General features: G+C 59.2%; 15 protein-coding genes and 1 pseudogene. All 16 read left to right on the forward strand.

Annotated elements, in window-relative coordinates; all coding sequences use genetic code 11:
• The first annotated feature begins 42 nt into the window (after nucleotides 1-42).
• Nucleotides 43-939 carry a conjugal transfer protein TrbL family protein gene (locus ACTQ3R_RS11475; protein ID WP_441779440.1) on the forward strand — a complete coding sequence of 299 codons (897 nt, stop codon included), beginning with the start codon at nucleotides 43-45 and terminating at the stop codon, nucleotides 937-939.
• Between the two features lie 14 nt (nucleotides 940-953).
• Nucleotides 954-2,774: pseudogene (locus ACTQ3R_RS11480) on the forward strand (DNA cytosine methyltransferase).
• 75 nt (nucleotides 2,775-2,849) lie between these two features.
• Nucleotides 2,850-3,161, forward strand: coding sequence for a hypothetical protein (locus tag ACTQ3R_RS11485; RefSeq protein ID WP_441779422.1), 312 nt, complete (start codon nucleotides 2,850-2,852; stop codon nucleotides 3,159-3,161).
• Between the two features lie 62 nt (nucleotides 3,162-3,223).
• Nucleotides 3,224-3,487 carry a hypothetical protein gene (locus ACTQ3R_RS11490; protein ID WP_441779421.1) on the forward strand — a complete coding sequence of 88 codons (264 nt, stop codon included), beginning with the start codon at nucleotides 3,224-3,226 and terminating at the stop codon, nucleotides 3,485-3,487.
• Nucleotides 3,484-4,062, forward strand: a complete 579-nt coding sequence (locus ACTQ3R_RS11495) for a hypothetical protein (protein ID WP_441779420.1) — start codon at nucleotides 3,484-3,486, stop codon at nucleotides 4,060-4,062. The genes ACTQ3R_RS11490 and ACTQ3R_RS11495 overlap by 4 nt, the downstream gene beginning before the upstream one ends.
• The gene (locus tag ACTQ3R_RS11500) at nucleotides 4,055-5,881 is read left to right on the forward strand and encodes a VirB4 family type IV secretion system protein (protein WP_441779419.1); all 1,827 of its coding nucleotides are present in this window, start codon (nucleotides 4,055-4,057) and stop codon (nucleotides 5,879-5,881) included. The genes ACTQ3R_RS11495 and ACTQ3R_RS11500 overlap by 8 nt, the downstream gene beginning before the upstream one ends.
• Nucleotides 5,881-6,945, forward strand: a complete 1,065-nt coding sequence (locus tag ACTQ3R_RS11505; protein ID WP_441779418.1) for a M23 family metallopeptidase — start codon at nucleotides 5,881-5,883, stop codon at nucleotides 6,943-6,945. Before ACTQ3R_RS11500 ends, ACTQ3R_RS11505 begins: the two co-directional genes overlap by 1 nt.
• A gap of 10 nt (nucleotides 6,946-6,955) precedes the next feature.
• Entirely contained in the window at nucleotides 6,956-7,267 is a 312-nt protein-coding gene (locus ACTQ3R_RS11510; RefSeq protein WP_441779417.1) for a hypothetical protein, read from the forward strand.
• Between the two features lie 132 nt (nucleotides 7,268-7,399).
• On the forward strand, nucleotides 7,400-7,678 hold the full coding sequence (locus tag ACTQ3R_RS11515; RefSeq protein WP_418506589.1) for a DUF6103 family protein: 279 nt from the start codon (nucleotides 7,400-7,402) through the stop codon (nucleotides 7,676-7,678).
• Between the two features lies 1 nt (nucleotide 7,679).
• Nucleotides 7,680-8,693 (forward strand): hypothetical protein, encoded by a 1,014-nt coding sequence (locus ACTQ3R_RS11520; protein WP_441779416.1) that lies wholly within the window; start codon nucleotides 7,680-7,682, stop codon nucleotides 8,691-8,693.
• 614 nt (nucleotides 8,694-9,307) lie between these two features.
• Complete coding sequence (locus ACTQ3R_RS11525) at nucleotides 9,308-9,745, forward strand: hypothetical protein (RefSeq protein WP_441779415.1); 438 nt, start codon at nucleotides 9,308-9,310, stop codon at nucleotides 9,743-9,745.
• Nucleotides 9,727-11,319 (forward strand): MobP3 family relaxase, encoded by a 1,593-nt coding sequence (gene mobP3 / locus ACTQ3R_RS11530; RefSeq protein WP_441779414.1) that lies wholly within the window; start codon nucleotides 9,727-9,729, stop codon nucleotides 11,317-11,319. The genes ACTQ3R_RS11525 and mobP3 overlap by 19 nt, the downstream gene beginning before the upstream one ends.
• A 29-nt stretch (nucleotides 11,320-11,348) precedes the next feature.
• On the forward strand, nucleotides 11,349-12,248 hold the full coding sequence (locus tag ACTQ3R_RS11535) for a DUF3991 and toprim domain-containing protein (RefSeq protein WP_441779413.1): 900 nt from the start codon (nucleotides 11,349-11,351) through the stop codon (nucleotides 12,246-12,248).
• A complete protein-coding gene (locus ACTQ3R_RS11540; protein ID WP_441779412.1) occupies nucleotides 12,245-14,107 on the forward strand; it encodes a type IV secretory system conjugative DNA transfer family protein in 1,863 nt (620 codons plus the stop codon). Before ACTQ3R_RS11535 ends, ACTQ3R_RS11540 begins: the two co-directional genes overlap by 4 nt.
• A complete protein-coding gene (locus tag ACTQ3R_RS11545) occupies nucleotides 14,104-14,397 on the forward strand; it encodes a helix-turn-helix domain-containing protein (protein WP_441779411.1) in 294 nt (97 codons plus the stop codon). The genes ACTQ3R_RS11540 and ACTQ3R_RS11545 overlap by 4 nt, the downstream gene beginning before the upstream one ends.
• Nucleotides 14,398-15,063: 666 nt before the next feature.
• Nucleotides 15,064-17,433 (forward strand): LuxR C-terminal-related transcriptional regulator, encoded by a 2,370-nt coding sequence (locus ACTQ3R_RS11550; RefSeq protein ID WP_441779410.1) that lies wholly within the window; start codon nucleotides 15,064-15,066, stop codon nucleotides 17,431-17,433.
• Nucleotides 17,434-17,446: the final 13 nt, after the last annotated feature.

The raw sequence follows: 17,446 nt of genomic DNA on the forward strand, positions 1-17,446 counted from the left end.
AAAGGGCGGCGGCCTTGTCGCGTCTCCGGAGGTGAATGAACAATATTTATTTGGGATTTTGTCGCCGCGACAGTCCTGGATCAGCTCATGGACTGGGTCTATGGGCAGGCCATAGGCTTTCTCGGCAACTTCTTTGCCCTCATGGGCAATATGGGCGTGGAACTGTTCGAGCTGGAATGGGTCAGCGCCATCGTCCTCTTTTCCTCCCGCCTCGCGTGGGCGTTATTTACGGTCAGCGTGGTGGTCTGCGCCTTTGAGTGCGGCATCGAATACTCCGCCGGCAGGGGCAATTTACAGCAGACTGCCCTGAATATCATCAAGGGCTTTCTGGCGGTGAGCCTGTTCACCGTCGTCCCCGTCCGGCTCTACGCTTTGTCGGTGTCGCTGCAGGGAACCTTTTCCGCGGGGCTTACCGGCTACGGTCGGAGCATTGGCGAAGTGGGGCAGGATATCATCACGGAGCTCAATGAGATTCAGTCCCTGTCGGATGTGGTGAACAGCTCCCACTTCGGCCTTGGCATCATCACCAGCCCCATTATGCTCCTTTTTTGCGTGGTTCTCATGGGCTATGCGGTGCTGAAGGTGTTTTTCGCCAATCTGAAACGCGGGGGCATCCTGCTCATCCAGATCGCGGTGGGAAGCCTTTATATGTTCAGCGTCCCGCGTGGCTATCTGGACGGCTTTATGGGCTGGATGCGGCAGGTCATCGGCTTGTGCCTGACCGCCTTCCTCCAGTCCACCATCCTCGTTGCGGGACTTATGGTGTTTAAGGATCACGCGCTGATGGGCGTGGGGCTTATGCTCTCGGCGGGAGAGGTGCCCCGCATCGCTGGCAGCTTCGGTCTGGACACCACGACAAAGGCCAATATTACGAGCGCCGTGTATACGGCACAGTCCGCGGTGAATGTGACGAGAACCATCGCCGCGGCAGTCAAATGAGAAAGGGTGATGATATGACACAGTCTACAAGAAAACTTACGATGGGGAGCCTGTTCGACGGTATCGGCGGGTTCCCTCTGGCTTCGGTACGATGCGGCATCGAGCCGATCTGGGCCAGCGAGATCGAGCCGTTCCCCATACTGGTATCAAAGATCCGTTTCCCTCGCATGGAGCAGATGGGAGACATCACAAAGCTGAACGGCGCGTATCTGCCGCCTGTGGATATTATCTGCGGAGGCAGCCCGTGCCAGGACTCAGCGTGGCCGGAATGCGCGCCGGATTGAACGGTGCGCGTTCCGGCCTTTTTATGGAACAAATACGAATCATTCAGGAGATGCGAGATGCAGACAGAAGATCTGGAAGGACAGGAGTCCATATTCGACCGAGATTCGGGATCTGGGAAAATGTCGTCGGTGCTCTCTCAAGTGGGCGGGACGCTGAAACGGGTCAAAAAAAGCCTGGGGCGGATTTTCAAAAAGTCCTCGAAGCGTTCCTCCAGGTTGAAGAACCACACCTTCATGTTGTTAGACCTGAGACCGGGCGCTGGGAATATGCTGGGGGCATATTGGGAGTACGATCCTCCATGGCTTGGATCGTTTGGGATGCTCAACACTTCGGAGTGCCCCAAAGACGTCGTCGAGTGTTCCTTGTGGCAGATTTTGCAGGCTACAGCGCCATCCCGATACTCGCTATCCCAGACAGCGTGCCTGGGCATCCTGCGCCGCGCAGCCTGCCGCGGCAAATCGCTGCCACCCTTATTGGAAGTAGCTTTGCGTATGCAGGCAGGGCTTGACCCGCCTGTCCCTATGTTCGGTGAAGTGAAAGCCTACCATATCAATCAGCGCAATGAAGGCATTGACCTGGACGGTGTGTCCGGTGCATTGATGGCAACGCAGAACCTCCAAATGCAGACCTTTATCACAAATCCCGGCAGCAGTCAGAGTGGTCCGCAAAAGCAGATCGCATTCGCCGCCAACCAGCGGGACGAGGTGCGGGATCTGCACGATGTAGCAGGTGCGCTGCAGGCCCAGCCGGGATTGAAACAACAAACCTTTGTCGCTGGATTTTCTGCTGGAGCTGGCGCGAGCGCCGGAACCATTGGATATCAGGAGAATGTAGCGCCCACGCTGAAGGGCAGCCCCAGCGGGAACTGTATGCCCAGTATCCTCTGCATCAATGATCAGGGTGGGCAGATCATGGAGTGCAGTGAGAACGTCACCGGAACCCTGCGGGCACAGGAGCACGGACACCAGCCTCTGATCCTGCGTCCGACAGGACCCAAAGTTTATGAAAACCATGGCATTGATGGAAGATACACGGGGCCGCATGATGTAGCGCCCACAATGTCCGCCCGCTACGGGACCGGAGGGAACAACATTCCTCTTGTACAGCAGGAGGAAGTCATCTGCATTGCGGGCAACGCCATCGACCGCCAGCCGCAAAACGGCGGCAACGGCTTCGGCTGGCAGCGGGACATTTCCTATACCCTGACCACCTCGGATCGCCACAGCGTCTATGCTCGTCAGCGGGTAGATCAGTTCAAGGATGATGAGATCGCCTCCACGGAGAGCGCACGGCAGCATAAAGATGCCACGGACCTCATCTGCCAGCCATCCTCCACATGGGATGCGGATTGCCGGAATCTCATTCGCCGCTTAACGCCTTTGGAGTGCGAACGGCTGCAGGGCTATCCGGACGGTTGGACCGATGTTCCCGGCGCTTCGGACTCCGCACGCTACAAAGCCCTCGGCAACAGTGTTGCCATCCCCTGCGTGGAATACCTCATGCAGCGGGTCGCTATGGTCATTACGCTTGATTTGGAATGGGATTTTTAGTTGGCTTTGGTCATAGCTTTCGCACTTGCTTTCGGGTATCTTAGCTTTACCATTCAAAAGACGGGAGGAACTGCTATGGCAGAAAAAACGCGCAACCTCTGTGCTGAAATTCCCTTGGAGCTGCACACCAAGGTACGGCAGCGGCAGGCGGAATCCGGCGAGACACTGAGCCGGTACATGACCGTGCTCATCACAAAATTTTATGAAATGGAGGAAAAGGTGAAGATGGACAAGGACAATGTGAGGACGGTGGCGTTTCAGGTGCCCACCGAGCTGTTTGAGCAGTTCAAGGCATACCTCAAGCGGAACGGCATCAAGCAGAACGCCTTCTTCCTGGACTGCATCCGGCAGGCGCTGGCGGAGGACACCGGCGCCGCCGAAGAATAAGAAATACATCGTGCGAACCGCTGCTGAGATTCTCGGCAGCGGTTTCGCTTTGGAGGAACAAAATGTTTATTTACCCCGAAAACCTGAAAGCCAAGCCCATGCTGTGGCTCTGGCTGCTGCGGGACATCGCCGTGATCGGCATCGGCGCTTTGCTCTCTGTGCTGGCGCTGACACAGGGCCTCGGCATGGGACTGCTGGTGGTCACGGTGCTGTATGCCTTCCTCACCATTCAGGTGGATGGCTCCAGCATTCTGGATTTCCTGCGCCGTGCTGCCCGCTTTCTCTTTCTATGCCAACAATATTACGAATGGAGGATGGATCTATGAACCGCAAACAGAAAAGGGAGCTGCGCCAGCGGCAGTCGACACGGCAGCTCATGGGCATCGTCCGTGTGACGCCCCACGGCATCGTGACAGATTCCGGAGAGCGGGTCTTCTTCCTGATCCAGCCGGACAACCTCTCCGTCCTGTCCCCGGAGGTCATACGGGGCCGTGTCCGCTCCCTTACCATGCTTCTCAGCACCCAGCCATCGCTGGAAATTCTGGCGCTGGACTCCCGTGAGTCCTTCCAGCGGAACAAGGAGTATTACCAACGGCGACTGGAGGAGGAAACGGAGCCTGCCGTGCGGGAGCTGCTGGAACGGGACATGGCCCATCTGGACGCCATCCAGTTCTCCTCCGCCTCCTCCCGCAAATTTGTGCTGGTGCTCCCACTGGATGAAAAATCCGGTGCGGACGAAAGCGCACTGCGGCAGTTGGATAAAAGCATCTGCGACCATGGGCTCCGTGTGCGTCTGGCGGAGGAACAGGATGTCAAGCGCCTGCTGGCGATCTACTACCGGCAGGATCTCACCACGGAGGTATTTCGTGATCACGATGGAGAGGAGTATGTACATGTCTAAAAAGAAACAGAAGAAGAAAAAGAAAGCGCCGGAGCAGGTGCAGCGTCCGAAGGACTTTCTGGATATGATCGCGCCCGCGGCGGTGAAGTTCAACACAGATCACTTCATCCTTGGCAGCCGGTACCACACGGCGATGGCGCTGAAAAGCTATCCGCCCATGACGGATGAGCTGGCGCTGCTGCGGGGCCTTGGCGATATGGGCGGCGTCAATCTGCGCCTGACGGCAAGACAGGTCACGCCTGCCGAGGAGGACGCCATCCTCCACGCCGCCACCAACAAAAGCCGCATGGAGCGGAGCAACACCAACGATTACAAGCAAAGCGTCACGGCGGAAGCCAACCTGCGGGATATGGCGGAGCTGCTGGCAAAACAGCGTCAGGAAAAGGAGCCGCTCATCCACTGCGGCGTGTATCTGGACATTGCCGCCACGGATACGGAAAAGCTGCGCGCGGCGCGGGACACGGTATCCGCCCAGTTGGTCCGCTCCCGCATGGGCGCCGATCCGCTGCTCCTGCGCCAGCGGGAGGGCTTTCTCTCCGCCAACCCCGCGGGCGGCAGTCAGCTTGCCAATTTTGCAGAACGTGTCCTGCCTGCCAGGAGCGTTGCCAATCTGTACCCCATGAACTACTCCGGCAAAACCGATCCCAAGGGCTTCTTCATTGGCCGTGACCGCTTTGGCTCCAACATCATCGTGGACTTCGACCGCCGTGCCGCCGACAAGACCAACGCCAGCGCCCTGATCCTTGGCAACACCGGCCAGGGCAAAAGTTATCTTCTGAAGCTCCTGCTCTGCAATGTGCGGGAGGCGGGCAAAAGCGTGATCTCTCTGGACTCCGAGCATGAGATGGAGGACGAGTGCCGCGCCCTGGGCGGCTGCTTTTTGGACTACCTCAGTGGGCAGTACCGCATCAACCTGCTGGAGCCCCGCTGCTGGGATGATGGCAGCGGGCCGGACGATCCGGACGCGCCGGACGCTTTCCGGGGGACGCTGCTCTCCCAGCACATCTCCTTCCTGCGGGATGTGTTCCGTGTCTACAAGGGCTTTGACACGCCCCACATTGACACGCTGGAGCTGATGGTGGAAAGCCTATATAAAAAGTGGAACATCACCGACCGCACGGACTTCGCGTCGATGCAGCCGGAGGATTACCCCATCCTCTCCGACCTGTACGATACGATCCAGGATGCCTATGACAACTATGATGCCGCCGGTCTTTACCCGCGGGAGATGCTGCGGGATCTGCTGCTGGGGCTCCATTCCATGTGCCGCGGTGCGGATGCCCGGTTCTTCAACGGGCATACCAATATCGACCGCTCCAAATTCCTCGTTTTTTGCGTCAAGGGACTGGATAACATGGCGGAAAATCTGCGGAACACCCTGCTGTTCAGCCTGCTGTCCTATATGTCGGATCAGCTTCTGACGCTGGGCAATTCCGTGGCCGCCATTGACGAGTTATACCTGTGGCTGTCCGATCCCACCGTCATCACCTACATCCGCAACGCGCTTAAAAGAGTACGAAAAAAGGAATCCGCCCTGTTCCTTGCCAGCCAGAATTTGGAGGACTTCACCCAGCCGGGGATACGGGAGCTGACACGCCCCCTCTTTTCCATCCCCGTCCATCAGTTTATCTTCAACGGCGGCAACGTGGATAAGAAGTTTTTCATGGATAACCTCCAGTTAGAGGAATCCGAGTATGCCCTGATTCGGGACCCGCAGCGCGGCTCCTGCCTCTACAAATGCGGCAACGAGCGGTATCTCTTGCAGGTGCAGGCCCCGGAGTACAAGCAGGCCATCTTCGGAACGGCAGGTGGACGGTAATGGCGGTACCCGTCGCGGCACTGGCGAAAATCGCCGCTGCCGCTCTCTCAGACGAGGACACCCGGCGAAAGCTGGGCTGGATCGCAGCGGCGATCTGTTCACCGTTGATCCTGACGCTGGCGCTGATCTGCTCTCTGCTCTCCGGCAGCGCGGAGCATAACAATTCCGCTGTTCTGCTGTGTTTCCACGGCGGAACGATCCCGGACAAAACGCCTGCGGAATATGTCGCCTACATCGAAGATATGCGCCGCAGCTTCACGCTGCTGGACAGCGCCATTGATGCCGTCAATGACATGACGGAGAACAGCAACAGCCTTGACGGTATCCGCGTCAAGGCTGTTTTCTATGCCATTTTCTTTGGAGAGGACGCACCGAGCAAGAGAGCGCATAAGCAGTTCGTGGACTGCTTTGTGACCTATGAGGAACGCGCCCGCACCGTTACCGGCGAGGACGGGACAGAAACCGAGGAGAGCTACACCGTAGCCGTTCCCATTACGGATATGATGAAGGTCTACAGCAATATTGAAAACGTGCTCCATTTACAGATCTCCGAGGAGCAGAAGTCCAACGCCGACAGTGTGTACAATCTGGCGCGCTATGGTGTTGCCAATGGCGTGGATGGCTGGATACCCGGTGCGAATGTGCCGTACATTGGCGCGGACGGTTTCTGCTCCCCCATCGGTTCAGGCTGGGAGCGCCGTGTCACCTCTGAATTCGGCAACCGCGTCGATCCCATCACCGGAAAGCGCAAGGGACACGGCGGCATGGACTTGGCAGTCCCCACCGGCACGCCCATCCGCGCCGCGTTGCCGGGGACGGTGACGATCTCCAAGTACAACGCTGGTGGTTATGGCTACTATGTCATGATCGACCACGGCAATGGCCTTGCCACGTTGTACGGCCACTGCTCCAAGCTGCTGGCAAAAGCAGGCCAGACAGTGGAGGCGGGAGACATCATCGCCCTCTCCGGCAGCACCGGGCGCTCCACCGGTCCGCACCTCCATTTCGAGGTGCGTGTCAACGGGGAGCGGACGAATCCCAGAACGTATTTGCCGAAAGGCTGAAAGGAGGGAAATGACGATGAACATGGCTCGTTATGAGCAGGAAACCATTATCGGCTTCAACGAGGAAGAAAAGACCGCCGTGATTTACACTCACAACAAGGTACTGCGTCAGAAGCTGGAAGCGCTGGCACGGGACAGGCCGGAGGATTGCAGGCTCGTCAAAGTGTCCCGCGGTGGGCGGGCAGTTGACTACACCATCCCAAAATCATGGATAAGGATCGCGCCGCCGCGGATCGCAAGTGAAGCGCAAAAAGAGGCAAGCAGAAAGGCGTGTGAAAAGGCCGTTTCTGCCCGTCGAAAAACCCCGCGCGGGGATAATTGAGACCGCGTACGACCGCCGGAGGGTAGTGATACCACCCACAACACAAAAACACCAAAAAAGCATGGAGCACAGCGACATGGAGGCGCTGGGCTTCCAGCTCCGCGACTACTATGAGGAGGTTGAATAACAATCATGAAAAAAGAAAACGTTACGATTTCATTCGAGAGTGAGCAGCTTGCCGCTCTCGAATTTTCACTTAAAAAGAAGAACACCAGCGTGCAGGCGCAGTTGGAGGAGCTGCTCAAATGTCTCTACGAATCCGAGGTGCCGGAGCCGGTGCGGGAGTATCTGGACAGCCGCGCGGCGCCCGCTGCCCGCCCCCGCCGTCCGGCAAGGCCGGCGAAGCCGCAGCCGCGGGAGGAGCCTCCCTCCGCGTTGGCGCAGCCCACTGACGAAAGGAATGGTGAGTGAGATGGCAGATCATGTAGACATCACACTGTGGATCGACCGGCGATGGAAGGATGCCATCGAGAAGCATCTCAAGGATGAAACCTTGCAGGAGCATCTGGAGGATGTGCTGGATGAGCTGTGCAACCAACTCCCGGAGCGTGAGTATGAGCGCATCAGTGCCGAGATCTACGCGGAGGACGTCGCGGAGCGTGAAGCGAGGGAGGCTGCCCGTACCTACGCCGCCTACCATGTGGTAGAGAACGGACAGGAGTGGTACTTCAAAACCTCGCCCGGTGAGGAACTGCTGGATGCCGCGGAAAGGCTGCGCGGCTATGTCACCGGTGAGAAAAGCACTGCGCTGGATCTGTTCATCAAGCTGTTCGCGGATGGGCGTCCCATCACAGCGCAGGAGTACGACGCACTCACCGCCCTTCGCATGGAGAACACCGGCAAGGTGCGCGGCGTGTTCGACGTCAACTTCGACAAGCGGGAGTTCTCCGCCGTACACATCATGGACGGCTGGCAGACCTGGGCGATGCGGGATGTATCCGTGGCGGCGTATCATGCCACACGGTCGCAATTCGCGTCGAGCGATGATCAGTGGCGAAAGCTGCTGGAGCATCTGAGCGGTAAGGAGATCACTTCGGCGGGACACCTCTCCACGCGGAATTTTTCTTTCGGTGATGAGATCATCGAGTCGGACGGCAAGCTCAATTTTTATGTGCAGACGGAGTTCGATGTGGACGCTGTCTTCGGCACCTTCGTCTGCACGGACAAAAACGATGACTGGCTCAACATCTACGCCAACTATGACATCGCGGAGGATAGACCCTGCGACACGCTGGAGCTGTGCCTCTGCAAAGCGGACGGCACAGAGGAGAACTGGAACTACCAGCTCAACGCGGCGGAGCGGGAGGTGCTGGCACGGAAGATGGAGGCGTTCTGCCAGGAGCAGACCGGCATGAGTCTCCGTGACTACGCACAGCAGCTCCGAGAGGAACCGGAACAGCAGCAGGGGCCGGTGATGAAACTGTAAGCACAAACACAGCAAGGCTGAAGCGCTCACGGCTGCGGAAGCGACAGCGTCCGGGCTGCGCGTGCCTGCGGGGCCGCGACGCCGGAGAAAGCGGACACACGCCATAAGGCGTGCATCCACTTCCTCCGGCTGTTCTTTCGGTGGCAATTTTGCTGACAGCACAAAACCACGCTGTGGCCGAGAGAAGACCCCGTGTTTCGCCGTGTGAGCCGCTGTGTGCGCGGTTGGGGCCTGGGGTGGCGTGTGTACCCGCTGATGCCCTTTGAAACGAGCGTTGCGGCGTTTGTGGGCGATGTGTGAAAAGGCCCGGTGAATACCGCTCCGGCTATGGGGAACTGAGCCTTTGGGGATGCGTATTTCCCTCCCGGCCATGTCCTGTTTCAGAGGCTTTCGCCCCTTATTTACCCGTTCGATAAAAGCACAAGATAAAGGACCGCAGTCGTAAGCGCCCGCGGTCCGCCCACAAAGCCCCGCAGTGCGGGGCTTTTTCGCGCTTTCCAAAGCGCAGTCTATTTCAGCACATTTCAGAAAAACCGCAGTCTGGTTTTCAAAAAGGCACGGTGTTTCCGGCATTCGCGCCCCTTTTGACCGACGGCAAGGAAAGGAGAACACCAATGGAAGAAAAAGTGAAAAGGAAAACGACATTTTGGCTCCCACCCGACATAATCGACCGCATGGATGGTTGGCTGAAAGCAGACAACTGCCGCAGCCGCAATGAATTCGTAGAAAAGGCCCTGCGCTTTTACATGGGCTATCTCGGCTCGGAGGACAACACCGCCTACCTCTCCCAAGCCATCCTCACCGCCATTCAGGGTACGCTGGACGACAACAACAATCGACTCTGCCGTATTCTTTTCAAGTGCGCGGTGGAGCAGAACATGATGAGCCACACCATCGCCGCCCACTTCCGTACCGATCCCATCCACACGCGGGAGCTGCGGGCCTACGCCGTGGATGAGGTGAAACGCACCAACGGTCAGGTGAGTTTTGAGAGCGCAGTGCATCAGCAGCGCCGCATTGAGCCGGAGGAAGAATGGCCCGGATTGTACTGATCTCCCCCTACCTCAAAGGAGGGAAGAACGCCGCGAAGCTGGCCCAGCGCACACGCTACGTTGCCACCCGTCCCGGCGTGGAGCTGCTGGCGGATGAGCGCAGCACACTCCCCGCCACAAAAAAGCAGCAGAATTTTATCACACGGCTGCTAAAGTCCTTCCCATCCTGCTGGGAGCTCATTGAGTACGAGGAGTATCTGGATCACCCCACCCAGGGCAGCGCCTCCGCGTTCATCCAGCAGGTGCAGGAAGACTACATGGAGGCGCTGGATCAAAAGGAAAATTTCATCGACTACATCTCCCACCGCCCCGGCGTCCAGAAGGACGGCGAGCATGGTCTGTGGGACGCCCACGGCAAGGTACAAAATCTCGTGCGGGCGGTACGGGAGGTAGCGGAGCACACCGGCAACGTGTGGACGCCGGTGATCGCGCTGCGCCGTGAGGACGCGGAGCGGCTGGGCTATGACAGTGCGGAAAGCTGGCGGGCGCTGGTGAACGCCTCCGTCTGTGACATCGCCGCGGCGTATAAGATCCAGCCGGACAACCTGCGCTGGTATGCCGCCTTCCACCAAAAGCCGAATCAGGTGCATATCCACATGATCCTCTTTTCCGCAGACCCAAAGGAAGGGTATCTCACCAAGGATGGCATCCGGCAGGTGAAGTCCGCCTTCGCCAGACGGATCTATCACGCGGATCGGATGCACATCTATCAGCAAAAGGACATCGCGCGTCAGGAGCTACAGGCGCAGACCCGCAAGGCAATGGTGGAATGCATCGCGCGGTTGGGCAGCGGAGCGGTCGAGAACCCGCGGCTGGAGCAGCTCACCGAGGAGTTAGCAGAGCGTCTGCTGACGGTCAAGGGCCGAAAGGTCTACGGCTACCTGCCGCCAAGGGTCAAGGCCATCGTGGACGCCATTGTGCAGGAGCTGGCGAAGGACGAGCGGGTGTCCGCCGCATACGAAACATGGCAGACGCTCTACGAGCAGGTGTGTCTGGACTACGATCAGCGGCCGCCCAAGCGGTTGCCGCTCTCTCAGCAAAAGGAGTTCCGGAGCGTCCGCAACATGGTCATTCAGAAAACGCTGCAATGGATGACGGAACGGCAGCGGTACGCGGACGCGCGGAGATCTTCTACCACATCGGTGGAATCCATTTCGCCTGAGAATTCCGCGGCGGCCACGAAAGCCAAAGCAGAATCCACAGCACCAGCCGTTCCCGCACAGCCCAAATCTGACCGTGCGGCCAGCGCCACATCGGAAGATTCCGGCTCCGCTGACGCTGCCGCCTCCAAAGATGCCGCGCCGCCCGTGGGCGAAGTAACTCCGACGCACTCACAGCCATCCGGTCAAGCAGGGCAAACCGCACCGGCAGGAGCGGAGTACCATGCCCCCACGGTGGGCGAAACTGTTGTGCGGATGCTGCACCACATGAGCAGAATTTTTGAGGACAACAGCAAGCTCGATCAGATCCACCGAGGGTTGCAGATCGACCGCAAGCGCCGTCAGGAATTGCAGCGCAAGCGGCTGGCAATGGGACACAAGCCGGACGACCATGAGGAGCAGACATTCAGATAGCGCAAAGCAGAATTATGAAAGGAAATATCATGAGCCAATTTATTTATTTCACGCCGGAGGAAAAGGCGCGGGCGCAGAACACGGATCTCGTGTCGCTGCTGCGTGCCCAGGGCGAGCGACCCGTGCGCTCCGGCCGAGAGTTCCGCACTCCCAATGATCCCAGCATCACCATGCGGGGCAACAAATGGTTCGACCACTCCGCGCGCGTCGGCGGCTATGCCGTCAGCTTCGTCCAGCGTTATTACCGTCTCCCTTATCAGGAGGCGGTTTTGCTTTTGCTGGGCCGGAAAAACGGAAAATCGTATGAGCAGGCAAAGCCTACAAAGGAGGCTCCGAAGCCCTTCGCGCTGCCGGAGCCTTACGGAACCATGCGGCGTATGTACGCCTACCTCATGCGCCAGCGCCACATCGACCGGGAGGTCATCTCCTATTTCGCACATGAAAAGCTGCTCTACGAGGACACACATCACAACTGCGTTTTCGTGGGGCTGGATGGCAGCGGCGAGGCGAAACACGCCCACATCCGCAGCACCAACAGCGAAGGCCGGGTGTTCCGCATGAACATCGAGAGCAGCGCCAGCGAGCACTGCTTTCATAAGGACGGCACGGATAAGTCCCTCTATGTGTTCGAGGCCCCCATCGACCTCCTGTCCCACATCACCCTCTACCCATACGGCTGGCAAGAGCACAGCTACGTCGCCTGCTGCGGGACATCCATCCATCCGGTGCTGGAACGGCTGCGGCAGAATCCCAAGCTGGACACGGTGTACCTCTGCCTCGACAACGATGACGCGGGCAATGACGCCTCCGACCGCATGACGGATACGCTGGAGGACATGGGCTTGGAGGTACAGCGGCTCTGCCCGGTGCGTAAGGATTGGAACGACGATCTCCGGGCCAAATTCGAGAAAAAGGAGAACCAACCATGAATGGGGATACCTGGATCTTCCTCGCCCTCTGCGGCGGACTGCTGGTGTTTTTGCTGGCGGCGTCCTTCCTCTCCAAAAGCTACTCCCTCAACAACATCAAGAGCAAGACGGTGGGCGACGGTCAGCACGGCACGGCGCGGTGGGCGACGCCCAAGGAGATCGGCAAGACCTACCACACCGTACCCTTCCGCCCCCGCCGCTGGCGCAAGGGGAAGGAACTGCCCACGGAGCAGGGGCTCATCCTCGGCAGCGTGGGCGGTGATAAGCGTAAAAGCAAGGGAGGTTTCCTCCGGAAAGCCTCCCGCAAGCTGCTGGAAAAGCTGCGCCGTCCTGTGGCGGGAAAGCAGAAACGGAAACCGAAGAAAAAATCAAAGGTGCTTTCAAAAATCAAAAAGATGATCGAGGAGCAGGGGGATATCCGGGCGCTGGTGGACAGCGACGACATCCACTGTCTGATGATCGGTGCCTCCGGCGTGGGCAAGACGGCGTTTTTCCTCTACCCCAATCTGGAATATGCCTGCGCCTGCGGCATGAGCTATCTGGCGCTGGACACCAAGGGGGATCTGGCGCGGAACTACGGCGCCATCGCCTCCCGGTACTACGGCTACCGGGTTTCCGTCATCGACCTGCGGAATCCCACCCGCTCGGACGGCTTCAACTTTCTGACGTTAATGAATCACTACATGGATATTGCGAGAGCAGATCCGTCCAATTTGGCGGCGCGGGCCAAGGCGGAGAAGTACGCCAAGATCCTTGCCAAGACCATCATCAGCCCGGACGGTGACGCCTCTCAATACGGGGATAACGCCTACTTCTATGACAGCGCCGAGGGATTGCTGGCGGCCGTTGTGCTGCTGCTGGCGGAATTCGTGCCGCCAAAGGACGGAGAGCCGGAAAAGCGGCACATCGTGTCGGCCTTCAAGCTGGTGCAGGATCTGCTGGCGATGCCGAGCTCACGGGGCAGAAACGGCTTTCAGCTGCTGGTGGACATTCTGCCGCCGGAGCATAAGGCACGGTGGCTGGCGGGCGCCGCGCTGACGGCGGCAGATCAGGCGATGGCCTCGGTCATGTCCACCGTCCTCTCCCGCCTGAACGCCTTTCTGGACACGGAGCTGGAACAGGTCATCTGCTACGACAGCCCCATCAACGCGGAGATGTTTGCCGCTGAAAAGTGCGCTATTTTTCTCATTCTGCCGGAGGAAGACCCCGCCAAGAATTTCATCGCGGGCCTTATGATCCAGAACCTCTCCCGTGAGCTGTTCTCCGTGGCGGACGAGCATGACGGCAGGCTCAAGAACCGCGTGGTACTGTTCTGCGATGAGCTGGGCACCATGCCGCCCTTCGACATCCTGCCCCTGTTCAGCGCTGGCCGCTCCCGCGGCCTGACGCTGGTTCCCATCATCCAGAGCCTTGCCCAACTGGAAAAGAACTACGGAAAAGAGGGCGCGGAGATCATTTGCGACAACTGCCAGGACACCATCTTCGGCGGCTTTTCGCCCCAGAGCAAAACCGCCGAGGCCCTCTCCGCCGCCCTTGGCAGCCGCACGGTGCTCTCCGGCTCCGTCAGTCAGGGCAAGGAGAGCAGCCAGTCCTTGCAGATGATGGAGCGCCCGCTCATGACACCAGACGAATTGAAGTCCATCCCCAAGGGCGAATTTGTGGTGATGAAAACGGGAACACATCCCATGCGGACGAGACTGCGCCTGTTTTTGGATTGGGGCATCACCTTCGACCCAGACGGATACCGGATGCCGGAGCGGGCGGCCAGAAAAATCGCCTATGTGAACCGCGACGAACTGGCCCGCAGTATCCAGAACCGCCGCGAAAACAGCCCTTACAATACGGAGGATACCAAATGAGCAAATTCAATTTCATTTACGCCGAGGAGCATCTAAGCCACCGAGAGAAGACGGTCTATATCTACCTCCGGGATCGCGCGGACGCCTCCGGCATCTGCTGGCCGGGGATCAAGACCATCGCCGGTGAGCTGGGGCTTTCGCCCCGCACCGTCCAGCGGGCACTGGCAGATTTGGAACACAGGCAGCTCATTGAGAAGCGGCAGCGCCACCGCGCCAACGGCAGCCTTACCAGCAATCTGTACCGCCTGACAGCGGCAAAAAAGTCACAGCCTCCCGCCAGTGGACTGTGACCTTTTACGAAAATTTTGTCAGGAGGGTAGCGTCATCATGGCGCATCCAGAAGAACCTACTCTACCGGAGGATACAGGACAGAGAAAGAACAAATAATACTATCTAACCATACTCCCTATTGACATGGTATTCCGGGACAGTGCCAAGAAGCTGACGAAGGAGGAGTACGACCGCCTTCTCGCCGCCGCGCGGGAGAGCGATTAGGAACGCCTCGCCCTCATCATGGAAACGCTCTGCGCCACGGGCATTTGCGTGTCCGAGCTTCGCTATATCACCGTGGAGGCGGCACTGGCGGGACGGGCCACCATCACCCTCAACTGTGATTCACCTGTGACGCGGCAAAAAGTGACAAGGCTCTATAAGCAAACACTGAATCGCACAGAGCAGGCATTTTGGTCTGCTGCTGTGCGATTTTTTCACCGGGTAGAATGCCAATCTGCACAGGCGCTTACTATGCAACGCCATTCTTAGCATCTACGCATAGTGCATCGACAGGAACATAGCGCATCGCGTCTCATACTTTGGACGGATTTACATTTTTCAAGGGCTTTGGTATAATAAAACGAAAAAATTATAGGGCAGAGGTTTATGACAGCGAGGGTACCCTCGCTGTCCCACGGGGTTCCCCGTGGGACAATTCCTCTCTGCCGCAGGGAGGGAAGTCCGTGACCGACAAAAGTGCCATCATCGTCAAGCTGTCTACCGCACAGGCGTTTGAGACCCTTTGGAAACGCGGCAGGGTGCTCTTTTTCAGCGCACCCTGCGGCTTCGGAAAGACAGTGCTGGCCGATACGCTGTTGGATGGGCGGCCCGTTCTGCGGCTGAACGCGGCAGATACCGGCTTTGCGCTGCCCTCTCTGGAAGATGCGTGGGACATCCTGCTGATCGACAACATTCAGGATATGCAGGAGGAGCAGGACTGGAATGCCCTGTGCGAGCTGATCCGCGCCTGCCCTGAGCGCCGCTTCGTCCTGCTCTCCCGCGGCACGCCGCCGGGGAGCCTCATGGCCTTTCAATACACGGGGCTGATGACGGTGCTGGAGGCCGACGACCTGCTCTTTGATGCGGACGATGTGCGGCGGCTGCTCCTGCTTTACGGCGTGGAGGCGGCAGACAGTGAGATTGACGGGATACTGAAAGAAACCATCGGATACCCACTGGGCGTGGCCATCACGGCGCGGCATCTGTCCGGCGGAAAGCATTTTTCACCGGAGATTGTGGCGCGGGTGTTCCGGGAGGTGTTTCTCTACTTCGAGACCGCCATCTACCGGCGCTTTGACCTGCCGGTGCGCCGTTTTCTGCTGGAGCTTGCGCCGTTTGAGAGCTTCGACCTGGAAATGGCGCGGATGGTCAGCGGCGATCCACGGGCCGGCGACCTGCTGGACTGGCTGCTGCGCTATACCACCATGTTCCGCTGCGACGACCGCCAGCACTATCACTTCTGGTCCGGTTTCCGGGAGTTCCTTCTCTGGGAGATGGAGCGGGAATACACAGAGGAAAAGCGCCGCGCGCTGCTCAGCCGCGGCGGGCTCTACTACGAGCTGAAGGAGGACTACGCCCGCGCGCTGGAATGCTACACCAGCGGCGGCGACCACTCCAAGGTGTCCGAGTTGCTGGTGCGCAATGCAGAACTCCACCCCGGCATGGGCCACTATGCCGAGATGGAAAAATACTACCGAAGTCTGCCGGAGGCGGAAATTCTCGCCTCTCCCTCGCTGATGCAGGGCATGAGTATGCTCTGCGCGCTGGCCATGGATTACGAAGGCTCGGAGCGCTGGTACGGCGAGCTGCAAGCATTTGCCGAACACTGCGGCAGACAGGATGCCGCCGGGAAGCAGGCCCGCAGCCGCCTTGCGTGGCTGGACATCTCCCTGCCCCAGCGGGGCGTGAACGGCTTGACGGAAACCATCCCAGCTGTGTTCCGGCTGCTGATGAACAAGGAAGTGACGCTGCCGTCCTTCTCCGTCACCAGCGCCCTGCCCAGCATCATGAACGGCGGCAAGGACTTCTCCCCGTGGAGCAAAAAGGACGACCTGCTCTACAAGACCCTCCGCATCCCCGTGGAGGCGGTGCTGGGGCGGGACGGCGTGGGTCTTGCGGACTGCGCCATCGCCGAGAGTAAGTTTGAAAAGGGCGAGGACGTCGCCGGTCGGATGCTGTCCCTTCTCCCGCAGCTCAACGAGGTGCGCAACCGCGGCGCGCCGGACACGGAGTTCGCCGTCAGCGGTCTGCTGGCCCGCAGCCAGCTGGCAAACGGACAGCCCACCGACGCGCGGCGCACCATCGAGGTGCTCCGCGAACGCTTTGCCGAGCGGGGCCTGACCCGGTTTTTCCCCAACATGGATGCCATGCTCTGCCGCCTTTCGCTGCACACGGGAGATATCGATGCGGCGGACGCGTGGTATCGGGAAAAAGCGCCCCGAGAGCCGACGCATTTGAACGTCATGCGGCGCTACCAATATCTCACCCAGGCCATGGCGGAGCTGGCGGACGGCAGGCCGGACGCGGCGCTGCTGACGCTTGCCCCGCTGGAGCCGTACATCCCAAACTGCGCCCGCATCATCGACGGGATTCACCTGAACATTTTGACGGCCATTGCCCTGCACCGCAAGCGGGACGAGGGGTGGCGCGGACGATTGATGGCGGCGCTGGACGCGGCGGCGGAGTACCGCTTCATCCGCACCGTCAGCGTATACGGCACGGCGGTGCTGCCGCTGCTGGAGGCGCTGGACTGGGACGGTGACAAAGCATGGCGCAAGCGGCTGATGGCGGCGGTGCGGACGCAGGCGGCGTTTTACCCCCATTTCCTCGAACCCCGCCTTGCCCCCGGCGAGGAGCTGACACCCACGGAACTGCAAATTCTCCATCTGCTCTGCGCGGACAAAAGCAACGCGGAGATCGCCCGGATCATGGACGTGAAGCTGCCGACCGTGAAGACCCACGTCAGCCACATCCTCGACAAGCTGGACGTGAAGCGCCGGGCGGAGGCCAAAACCGCCGCGAAAAAGCTGCATTTAGTGCAGGACGACCTGTAAAAATAGCATCCGG

Origin of the sequence: Lawsonibacter sp. LCP25S3_E2 (assembly GCF_052117285.1) — a bacterium.
Lineage (GTDB): Bacteria > Bacillota > Clostridia > Oscillospirales > Oscillospiraceae > Lawsonibacter.

Excerpts from the sequence above, each read along its gene's own strand:
- ACTQ3R_RS11485 (WP_441779422.1), top strand. The coding sequence starts at position 2,850 with ATGGCAGAAAAAACGCGCAACCTCTGTGCTGAAATTCCCTTGGAGCTG.
- ACTQ3R_RS11490 (WP_441779421.1), top strand. The coding sequence starts at position 3,224 with ATGTTTATTTACCCCGAAAACCTGAAAGCCAAGCCCATGCTGTGGCTC.
- ACTQ3R_RS11495 (WP_441779420.1), top strand. The coding sequence starts at position 3,484 with ATGAACCGCAAACAGAAAAGGGAGCTGCGCCAGCGGCAGTCGACACGG.
- ACTQ3R_RS11500 (WP_441779419.1), top strand. The coding sequence starts at position 4,055 with ATGTCTAAAAAGAAACAGAAGAAGAAAAAGAAAGCGCCGGAGCAGGTG.
- ACTQ3R_RS11505 (WP_441779418.1), top strand. The coding sequence starts at position 5,881 with ATGGCGGTACCCGTCGCGGCACTGGCGAAAATCGCCGCTGCCGCTCTC.
- ACTQ3R_RS11510 (WP_441779417.1), top strand. The coding sequence starts at position 6,956 with ATGACGATGAACATGGCTCGTTATGAGCAGGAAACCATTATCGGCTTC.
- ACTQ3R_RS11515 (WP_418506589.1), top strand. The coding sequence starts at position 7,400 with ATGAAAAAAGAAAACGTTACGATTTCATTCGAGAGTGAGCAGCTTGCC.
- ACTQ3R_RS11520 (WP_441779416.1), top strand. The coding sequence starts at position 7,680 with ATGGCAGATCATGTAGACATCACACTGTGGATCGACCGGCGATGGAAG.
- ACTQ3R_RS11525 (WP_441779415.1), top strand. The coding sequence starts at position 9,308 with ATGGAAGAAAAAGTGAAAAGGAAAACGACATTTTGGCTCCCACCCGAC.
- mobP3 (WP_441779414.1), top strand. The coding sequence starts at position 9,727 with ATGGCCCGGATTGTACTGATCTCCCCCTACCTCAAAGGAGGGAAGAAC.
- ACTQ3R_RS11535 (WP_441779413.1), top strand. The coding sequence starts at position 11,349 with ATGAGCCAATTTATTTATTTCACGCCGGAGGAAAAGGCGCGGGCGCAG.
- ACTQ3R_RS11540 (WP_441779412.1), top strand. The coding sequence starts at position 12,245 with ATGAATGGGGATACCTGGATCTTCCTCGCCCTCTGCGGCGGACTGCTG.
- ACTQ3R_RS11545 (WP_441779411.1), top strand. The coding sequence starts at position 14,104 with ATGAGCAAATTCAATTTCATTTACGCCGAGGAGCATCTAAGCCACCGA.